This is a genomic window from Streptomyces sp. NPDC015345 (assembly GCF_043078805.1).
In the GTDB taxonomy this organism is placed as follows: domain Bacteria; phylum Actinomycetota; class Actinomycetes; order Streptomycetales; family Streptomycetaceae; genus Streptomyces.
This window is the reverse complement of the sequence record NZ_JBIBTX010000006.1, coordinates 89,972-100,504: the sequence shown is the minus strand read 5'-3', so window position 1 is coordinate 100,504 and position 10,533 is coordinate 89,972. Positions and strand designations below refer to the sequence as shown.

Sequence of the window (10,533 nt, the reverse complement as noted above, 5' to 3'; positions counted from 1 at the left end):
GACCCGGCGGTGGCTCCACCGGACACCACCGCGGTGGTCCGGCGACGGTGCCCCGCCGGCCCGGACCGGCGACATCGAACCGCCACCGGAACCGGCGCCGCACGGCAAGGCGGCAAGGCGGCTACGCGCACCGGCCCCCAGGCGGGCGCGGGCGCTGAACCCGCGCCCGGCCCCCGAGGCAACCGGAACCGGCGCACCCCCCAGCCCTCGCCCGAGCCGAACACGCGCCGACCAAGGCCGAGCCCGTGCCGAGAAAGGCCGAGCCGGTGCCGACCGACGGCCGTCCCCCGGCCGGAAGCCACGCCCGTCCGAGCCCACGACGACGGTGACCGTGGCTCAGCCGTCGTCGGCGCGGCGCGCGGTGCGCCCGGATATCTGCACCCGGTCGATCGTGCCGGTGGCCGGATCGCGGTGGAACCGGCCGCCGGGTTCGACACGCCCGGTGGCCGGATCGCGCAGATCGCAGGACAGGTCGGCGTAGCAGACCAGCGGGAGGGGCAGGTCCCCGTCGACGGACAGGACCGGCGTGCCGCCAGGTCCGGGCGCGACGCGGTAGGTCGTGGTGCCGTTGCGGTAGGTGCCCACGCAGTCGGGCAGGCCGACGGGACGGCCCCGGTCCGCGGCGAGCGCGTCGGCGGGCACCCGGATGCCGGTGAGCCCGGCCAGGTCCTCGGTGAGCTCGCGCCAGAGAGCGGTGGCACCCCCGGCGTTGCCCGTGAAGGCCACCACGATTCCGCTCTCCGGGTCGGCCCGCAGGTGGCAGGACGTGCCCTGGGCGTTGCCGTCGTGGCCGCACCACACCCGGCCGTCCCGCTGGTACAGGGCGAGTCCGGCACCCCAGCCGTCGGCGAGCGTCCCCGGATCGGCGGCGGTCTCGGCCCGGCGCATCTCCTTGGCGACGGCGGGCGGCAGCAGGTCCGAGCGGCCGGTCAGCGCGTTGCCGAAGGCGACCAGGTCCAGGGCGCTCGCGAGCAGCGCACCGGCCGGCGCCTCCAGCGGTGCCAGGTTCTGCCGGGCGGCGACGGCCTGCCCGGTGGCGGTGTTGACGGCGTGCCCCGCGGCCAAGGGACGCACGGGCGCGGCGTCGCCGATGAACGCGGGCCGGACACCGAGGGGTTCGAGAAGCAACACCCGCACGGCCTCGGTCCACGGCATGCCGGTGACCGTCTCCACCAGCCGTCCGGCGGCGACGTAGCCGGCGTTGGAGTAGGAGAAGTCGGTCCCGGGCGTGAACAGCAGGTCCCGGGCGGTGCAGACGGCCGTCAGGTAGCGCGCGGGGGTGGTCGCGGCAGCGGTGTCAGAGTCGGGTCCTGTCGGCAACCCGCCGGTGTGGACCAGGAGTTGACGGACAGTCACGTCCGGGGTTCCGGCCAGCTCGGCCAGGTACTCGGCGGCCGGCTCGTCCAGGTCGAGGTCGCCGTCGTCGGCCAGGAGCATGACGAGCGCGGCGGTGAAGGGCTTGGTCAGCGACCCCAGCGGAACCGCGGTGTCCGCGGTGAAGGGGCTGCCGGTGGTGACGTCGGCGGTGCCGGTGTGCACGGCGACGACGCCGCTGCCGGTGTCCAGGGCGAGTTGGGCGCCGGGCACCCGGTGGGTCCGGGCCAGGCCGTCGAGACGGTCTTGCAGCTCACGGCTCAACAGCGACGGCGCCCGGAGGGCGACCGGAGCGGCGGGGATGGTGTACGGCATGAGAAGGGGACTCCCGTTGGTGGGTCTCATGTGCGGGTGTGCGATCCGGCCCGGGCACGAGCGGTGCGGGCCGGCCGGAGGCGCTGCGCGCGCCGGGGGCTACGGTCTGGCGACCTCGACGGGCAGATGTCGTACGCCGATGAGGACGGCCGGGTTCTGGTGGACGATGTCCTCGTAGGAGGGGATCACCAGTTCGCGGAACCGTTCATGCAACATGTGAAGAGCGATCCGCGCTTCCAGCCGGGCCAGCGGCGCGCCGAAACAGAAGTGGATGCCGTGCCCGAAGGTCAAGTGCGGGTTGTGGCTACGGGTCACGTCGAAGACGTCGGGGTCGGCGAAGCGGGCGGGATCCCGGTTGGCGGCGCCGAGATGGGCCATCAGCATCGTGTCGGCGGGAATCTCGTGGCCGCCGAGGACCACGGGCCGGGTGACCCTGCGGCCCAATTCGGGGAAGGGCGGCAGCCAGCGCAGGACCTCCTCGACGGCGGCCGGGACGCGCGTGGGGTCGGCGCGCAGCGCGGCATCCGCCTCGGGGTACTTCTCGAAGGTGACGATCGCGTTGCCCAACAGCGCGGTCGTGGTGATGTGCCCGGCCACAAGGAGCAAGGCCACGAAGCCGACCATCTCCTGGTCGCGGAGGTGGACCCCGTCCACCTCGGCGGCGATGAGTCTGCTGGTGAGGTCGTCCCCGGGGTGGGCGCGGCGGGCACGGATGTGCTCCAGCATGTAGCCGTTCATCTCGCGCACGGTGGGGGCGATGGCTTCCAGCGCCCGCTCCAGGTCGGCCATGTCGGGCGCCTCGCCGAGCTGGTCGCCGCCGAAGAGGACGCTCGCCCACTCCTGGAAGAGCCGGTGCTCTTCCGCGGGGATGCCGAGCAGTTCGGCGATCACGATGATCGGCAAGGGGTAGGCCAACGCGTCGACCAGGTCGAAGCGGTCGCGGTCGGCCACGGCGTCGAGGAGCCGGGCACAGACGGCCTCGATGCGGGGCTCAAGTCCTTGTACGACGCGCGGGGTGAACGCCTGGCTCACCAGGGTGCGGAGCTTGCGGTGTTCCGGGGGGTCCATGCCGACGAAGTTCCCTTGGGTAAAGGTCTCGAAGTCGGACTGGGTGGGTGCGAGGGTGGAGAGCTCCGAGGAGTACGTCGCCGGGTCGGCGAGCACGGCGGAGACGGTCTCGTGATCAAGCACCTGCCAGACGCGTTGGGTCTCGTCGTACCGCACCGGCCCCGTCTCGCGTAAGCGCCGCCAGCGGTCGGGTAACTCCTCCAAGAGGGGTCGCTCGCCGGTCGGTTGCTTGCTGATCACCTTGTCTCCCTTGCTAGCGGCTGGCGCGTGCGGGCACGGTGGAGTCACGCGCACAGGGGTGTGGTGGGCCGGGTCGGCCAAGGCTGGGGCGGCCCCGGGCACGGCTGTGCCACTGTCGTCTGGACCCGAACCCGTACCTGCTACCCGTACCTGCTGCCTGGACTTGGACGAGAACGGCACGTGGTCCGCGGGGCCCTCGTACGGCAGGACGGGACAGTCAATCGGCGTCAGTCCGACGCCAAGGCGGCCTCCTGGCCTTCAACACATGCGGTACATGCGGTGCAGGATGCCGTGGCGGTCGCGTGGCCGACCACGGCCCCGCGGCCGGCCCAGCCGTGCGGTGCGCCAACCCGACATAACCCATCCCCCTCGGCGATACCTCCCGCGTACCGGATACGCGGGACCCTCCCAGCTCCTGGACGGACAGCGGACCCCCAGTCCCGGCCGTTCGAAACGGGTGTGAGAGTACGCAATCGCAGCGCGTCTCATGCTGCGATCGGCATGATGCGCCCCTACGAACACCTTCGTTTCGATGGAACTCGGCCACAGTCTTCACGGGGAGTCACCCGCAAGCAACCCCCTGAGGTTGAACGGAAAGTATCCCACCGGTGCTTTTGCGTCACCGCCCAGCCAGTTCGTCCGGTCGGCCACACAACAAGGCCGACCGCCGATGTCGCACCGCCGCGTGTGCCCCGGCAACCCATCCGCAAACCGAACTGTGCGGCAAAGAACACGGCCAACGCGAGGACGGGCACGCCGAACGCCCCGGAGACGGGCCGGGTGGACGCCCCGCCGCGCCGTCGCCATACCGGCCGGGATCTCTCCTGATCTGGGGTGATGATTTGGCCAGCGAACGCTCTGGGCCCCGCCGACGGGCCGGTGGCTCAACAACGCCACAGCTGTACCCGATCCATGGCCGACGCGCCCCGGTCGGCTATGCGCCACCGCCGCATCGCTCACCCACACCACAACCGGACGGAACGGCGGCCCTCCTCCAACGTAGAGATTCCGCCATTCGGCGAGCGTCTGCGCAACCGGCCAACTGGTGTGCGCCGCCAGTGGTGGGACCGGAGCCAGGCTCCGGTGGTTCCGTTGGTGTAGCCGCGGAAGTTCTGGGCCCGCAGACGTAGTGATTCACATAGTCGGCCGAGTGGTGGAACTTGACGTGGCGGTAGCCCGCCCCCAAGCCACGCTGAGGTGGTGGGCAAGCCCGGCCGGGCACCCCGGCCGGGCTGGTGAGGGGGTGCGGGTGGTGACAGCAGGACATACCGCGGCCTGGCTGGGCGAGATCGTCGTCCACAGCGAGGACATCCGCCGTCCATTGGGTCTCGTGCGGACACCCCCGGTGGCCACGACGACCGCCGTGGCCCGGTTCTTCGCCGGCCGCGATTTCACCGTCGCGAGCAACACTGCGATCTCGGGCCTGCGGGTCGAGGCCACGGACGGACCGTTCACCACCGGATCGGGGGATGTGCTCCGTGGGCCAACGCTCTCGCTGGTGATGGGGATGGCAGGCCGCGCAGCGGCCTGCGAGGACCTTGAGGGGGACGGTGCGGCGGTCCTGCGCGCCCGACTGCGCTCAGGTCGAGGAACAAGCTGAGTTGGTGCGCCGGATCGTGCGGTGCGCCGTCGATGTGGCCGACGCGCGCCATTCGGTGAGACCCGACCGCTCACAGCGGCGCCGGCGGACTGCGGATTGGCGGCAAGGTTCTCCAGCCAAAGAGCCGGGGCACCCTCATACGGCCCTCGGGGGTGCGCCCCCTCCCCCTCCAGTCACCGCACCGCTTCCCCTCATCTACCGCCCGGACCTGGGGATTTCACCTCCGCTGCCGGGCACTCAAGTACGGGTTCACGCCAAAGGATTCGGCCGCATCGGCCGCCTTCATCGTGTGCTCAGGCGACATGCGGTGAAGCCGTCCACAAGGCACCGAAGGATTCCAGTCGTCTCCGCCGTACCGGGTTAGTTCGGGCACTCAGTGGATCAAAGGTACTGCTGACCTTCTTCACAACTGCTCGACAGGCGGTGCAGCATTTCCACGCAAGCGCGAAGACTCGTCACGGCCGTCCTGGCCCTGGCCCTCTTGGTCGTGGCGGGCGTCGCCCCGGCCTGGGCAACCTCGCCCCGGGCCCGGCCGGCCACCACGGCCGCGTCCGTCACCCCCGAGAAGGCCAGGACGGCCGCCGATCTGCCCAAGCCGCCCAAGGCCATGACCCTGGCCGAGCGGCGCGCACAGGTCGCGAAAGAACAGCACGAACTGTCGCCGATGCGCGCCTACATGAACGCGCCCGACAGGAAGCCCGAAGGCACACCGCACAGCCGCCCGGACCCGAGCCGGATGCGGCACGGCCCGGCCGCCGCCCCACCGCACCGCGCGGCCGACCCCCGCGCGGCGCCCGAGAACCCGGCGTGGGTGTCGGCCTGGGCCACCGCGTACCCGGGCAAGCTGTCGATCGGCGGCCAGGTCAAACTGCCCAAGCGGGGATCGACGTACAGCGGGATGTGGCTGTACGTCATGGACGAGGGCGGCGCCCCGGTCTACCAGCTGGAGATCAAGAAGGCCACGGACGACCCCAAGGGCGACACCCCGGAGACCGGCGCCTGGTGCTACGACTGGTGGACGAGCAACTCCTACCCCACCGACCAGTGTTTCTGGTGGGCGGGCAACTCGCTGGGCGGCGGCCTGAAGGACGGGAAGAAGTACTACGCCTGGGTCTTCATGAACAGCGCCGACGGCTCGTCGAGCCCAGGCGGGACCACGTCCCCGCTGGTGGAGGCGTTCTACACCCCGGACATCCCCGGCGCGCAGGCGGGCATCTGCGGCTGCTACGCGCAGGCACACCGCGCCGATCCGGTCAACACCGCGACCGGCATGTTCTACCAACAACTCACCGACGCCTCCCTGGTCAGCCCCGGTGTGCCCCTGGCCCTGGAGCGCACCTACCGCTCCGACTCCACCGCCACCGGACTGCTGGGGCGCGGCTGGGCGACGCCCTTCGACGCGAGACTCACCCTCGCGACGGGCAAGGCGACGTACCGGGCGGCGGACGGCGCGTCGTTCGTGTTCACACAGGACAGCGACGGCACGTACACCGCCCCGGCCGGATCGACGGCCAAGCTGACCAAGAGCGGCAGCACCTACGCGGTCACCACCCCGGACCACACTGAGCGCACCTTCGGCAGCGGCGGCCAACTCACCTCCGTGACCGACCGCGCGGGCAAGGGCCTCAGCCTGACGTACGCGTCCGGCGAGCTCACCACCGTCAAGGACGCCGCGGGCCGCACCACCACCTTCACCACCGGCGCCGACGGACTGCTGTCCAAGGTGGAGCTGCCCGACGGGGGTTCGGTCGCGTACGAGTACACCGGTGGCCTGCTGACCTCGGTGACCGACCCGGCGGGCCGGACCTCGTCGTACGCGTACGACGCGAACAAGCGCCTGACGTCCCTCACCGACCCGGCGGGCGGCAAGGTCACCAACGCCTACGACGGCGCGGGCCGTGTGAAGTCCCAGACCGATCAGAACGGCAAGACCACCGCGTTCACCTGGGACGGCAAGAAGAAACAGGCGCATACCACGGCGCCCGACGGCGGCGTGTGGACCGACGTGTACTCCGGCAACGTCCTGATGGAGACACTCGACCCGTACGGCAAGAGCATCACGTACGACTACGACCGCCAGTTGCGGCCCGTCACCATCACCGACCAGCGCGGCAACGCCACGAGCATGACGTATGACAGCGCCGGCCGGATGCTCACCCGCAGCGCGCCCGCCGCGCTCGGATACAAGGAGAGCTGGGCCTACGACGGCGCGGGCAACATCACCAGCACCACCGACGGCCGCGGCAACAAGACAACGTACGCGTACAACGCGTCGAACCAGCTCCTGACGGTGACCGACCCGTTGGGCGGCAAGACCACCTACACGCACACGCCGCTGGGTTCCCTCGCGACGGTGACGACGCCGCGCGGCAAGACCACGACGTACGGGTACGACGCGGCGGGCAACCGGACGTCGGTCACCACGCCGCTGGGTGAGAAGTCCACGTTCACGTACGACAAGGCCGGCCGGATCCTGTCCAGGACCGATCCGCGCGGCAATGTCGAGGGCGCCGACCCGGCCGCGTACACCACGAAGTACGCCTACGACGGGCGGGGCCTGCTCACCTCGGCCACCGATCCGCTGGGCCGCACCACGACCTACACCTACGACGGCGCCGAGCAGCTGACGTCCGCGCGCAACCCGGCGGGCGACACCACCACCTTCACCTACGACGACGCCGGTCACCTGACCCGGACCACCGACCCGTCCGGCAAGTCCGTCACGCGTACCTACGACGCGGGTGGACGTCTATCCTCCGAGACCGACGCCGTCGGCGGCAAGACCACGTACACCTACGACAAGGTGGGCCGCCTGCTCCGCAGCGTCACGCCGCGCGGCAACGCCACCGGGGCGGACCCGGCCGCCCACACCACCAGTTACGCCTACGACCCGGCGGGCAACCGCACCAAGGTCACCGGTCCGACCGGCGCAGCCACCAGCACGACCTACGACGCCGTCAACCGGCCGCTCGTGGTCACCGACCCGCTGGGCCGCACCACCGGCTACGCCTACGACGCCAACGACAACGTCACCAAGGTCACCGACGCCGCCGGAAAGACGACCACCTCCGGCTACGACAAGAACAACCGGCGCACCAGCGGCACCGACCAGCTGGGCAAGACCACCACCTACGCCTACGACGCCGATGGCAACCTGCTCAGCCGCACCTCCCCGCTCGGGCACAGGACGAGCTGGACCTACGACGGCGACGGCCGACAGGCCACCGCGGTCGACCCCCGCGGCAACGCCACCGGCGCCGACCCCGCCCGGTACACGACCACCTACGGCTACGACCCGGCGGGCAACCCGACCACGGTCACCGACCCGCTCGGTGGCGTGAGCACCACGGACTACGACGCAGCGGACAACGTCACCCGGCGCACCGACGCCGACCGGCGCGTCACCACCTACGGCTACGACAAGCTGGACCAGCTGACCGAGGTCACCGCTCCCGGCGGCGCCGTCACCGCCTACGGCCACGACAAGGCCGGGAACATCAGCCGGCGCACCGACGCGAAGGGCCGCGTCACCACGTACGGCTACGACGCGGCACGTCAACTCACGTCGGTCACCGACCCGTTGAAACGCGTGACGTCGTACGCGTACGACGCCGACGGGAACCTCGCCGAGAAGACCACGCCCCGCGGCACCACCACCCACACCTACGACCCGCGCGGCCTGCCCACCAAAGTCGACTACTCCGACTCCACACCCGACGTGACCTTCGGCTACGACGCGACCGGCCGCATGGTCTCGCGGGCGAACGCGGAAATCTCCGAGGACTTCGGCTACGACGCCGTCGGCAACCTCACCAAGACCCGCGGCTTCGCCTACACCTACGACGCGGCCGGGCAGATGCTCACCCGCAAGTACTCCGACGGCAACACCAGCACGTACACCTACGACAACGACGGCCGCACCGCGACGATGGCGGCCGACGGCAAGACCACCACGTACGCCTGGGACCCGGCGGGCCGGCTCACCAAGTCCGCGCTGCCCAACACCGAGACCGAGGAACGCGCCTACGACCGCGCGGGCCGCCTCACGGCCGTGACCGCCACCAAGGGGGACACGACGGTCACCAAGACCGCGCTCCCCCTCTCCCCGGCGGGCCTGCCCACTCGCGTCGACGTCACCCGCGCCGGGGTCGGCACCGGCGGCTGGGACCTGGACTACGACGCGGCCGGACGCCTCACCTCCGGCTGCTTCCCCCAGCCCTGGGCCGACGGCTGCGCCGCCAACCGTGCCACGTCCTACACGTACGACAAGGTCGGCAACCGCCTGACCTCCACCCTGGGCACGGAAGCGACCAGCTACACCTACGACGCGGCCGACCAGCTCACCTCCGCCACCACCGGCACCACGACCACTGCCTACGACTACGACGCCGAGGGCAACCAGACCAAGGCGGGCGCCGACACCTACGGCTACGACCTGGCCGGACAGATCTCCGCCGCCACCGTCGCGGGCGCCTCCTACACCTACGACCACGACGCGAGCGGCAACCAGGTCACCGCCGCCAAGGACGGCACGGTCACGAGCCGCACCCAGTGGGATCCCAACGGGGCCCTGCCGATCCTGGCCACCGAGTACGACAGCGACTGGAAGGTCAAGCAGTCCTACCGCTACGACCCGCTCGGCCAGCCCACGGCCACCAGGACGGGCGGCGCGGACCTCTTCTTCTATCACCACGACACCCAAGGCTCCCCGGTCGACGTCACCGGCAGCACCGGAACGCTCCACCAGCGTTGGGCCTACGACCCCTACGGCACCCGTGTGCTGGGCACGGTCACCGGCGGCGCCCCCGCCGGCACCCCGTCGTACACGGGCGCCCGCTACGAGGCCAGCACCGGCAACCTCGACCTGCACTCCCGCCAGTACGACACCACCACCGGCCGCTTCACCCGCCCCGACCCGGCCACGCGGGACCAGTCGACCCCGTACGTCTCGCCGTACGCCTACGCCGACAACGCCCCCACCCTGTACACCGACCCCAGCGGACTGACCCCGGTGCCGGGTGACGACGGCAACGGCAAGGTCGACAGCTTCCAGGAAGGGGCGCGGGTCTTCGGGAAGGGCTTCCTCCGAGGGCTCAAGGCGCCCTTCGAGTTCCTCGGCGACGCGAAGGACGCGGTCACTGGGAAGAACGGCGGCGCCGGTGCCTTCGTCGACAAGTACCTGCCCATCCGTCCCGCCTACCGCCTCTACCGCAGCGAGTACCTCCTCCGGCAACAGGGCTGCGACGCGCTGGCGGACCTGTACGCCGAGGCGGCCGACGAACTCGTCCAGCAACTCACCCTCACCGGCGTCGGCGGTCTGACCGGGTGGCGCAAGACAGCGGCGGCTCCGCGAGGCAAGGCGGAGAGCGTGATGGGCATTCCGCCCGTCTCGTCGTTCACCTGGGCCGGTGACAGCGTCCGCTACACGAAAACCGCCACGGCCATCGGCGACGACGCGAACACACTCCAGAATTTGCGACGTTCGAAGGGCACGTACGGCCACGACGTCATCGTCCACGGCAACAAGCAGGGGGAATTCATCGTCGACGGCAAGATAACCCACCCCCAGCAGATCGCTGACCTGGTCAGAGAGAATCCCAACTACCACGGAGGTCCCATCCAACTGGTCACCTGCCACGGAGCCTGCAAGGCGGCCGGAGAACTCTCCAAGGCACTCGGTGGCGTGGAAGTGAGAAACGCGAGCGGCCATCAGGTCGACATCGATCCACGCACCGGAAGGGTCCGTGAGTGGCCGGAGGGTCCGCTGGGCGATCCCAAGTGAACCGGCCCGACAGCAGCCCGGAGTAGCGTGCAAAACACGTGTGGGGGTGGGGCCCGGGGCCCGCCCCCCGCGCCCCCCCCCCCCCGCGCGGGGGGCGCCCCCCCCCCCCCCCGCCCCCCGCGGCCGCGCCCGCCCGCCGCCCGGGCCGAGCGCC

At 71.0% G+C, this 10,533-nt stretch carries 4 protein-coding genes; 2 read left to right on the top strand and 2 right to left on the bottom strand.

Annotated features, from left to right (window positions below):
• Positions 1-336 precede the first annotated feature (336 nt).
• Positions 337-1,689, bottom strand: a complete 1,353-nt coding sequence (locus ACF062_RS24895; RefSeq protein ID WP_392141344.1) for a serine hydrolase domain-containing protein — start codon at positions 1,687-1,689, stop codon at positions 337-339.
• A 99-nt stretch (positions 1,690-1,788) separates the two neighbouring features.
• The gene (locus ACF062_RS24890) at positions 1,789-2,997 is read right to left on the bottom strand and encodes a cytochrome P450 (protein ID WP_392141342.1); all 1,209 of its coding nucleotides are present in this window, start codon (positions 2,995-2,997) and stop codon (positions 1,789-1,791) included.
• Between the two features lie 1,252 nt (positions 2,998-4,249).
• On the opposite strand from ACF062_RS24890, the gene ACF062_RS24885 reads away from it, so the two are divergent.
• The gene (locus ACF062_RS24885; RefSeq protein WP_392141340.1) at positions 4,250-4,597 is read left to right on the top strand and encodes a hypothetical protein; all 348 of its coding nucleotides are present in this window, start codon (positions 4,250-4,252) and stop codon (positions 4,595-4,597) included.
• 607 nt (positions 4,598-5,204) lie between these two features.
• A complete protein-coding gene (locus tag ACF062_RS24880; protein ID WP_392142009.1) occupies positions 5,205-10,379 on the top strand; it encodes a DUF6531 domain-containing protein in 5,175 nt (1,724 codons plus the stop codon).
• Positions 10,380-10,533: the final 154 nt, after the last annotated feature.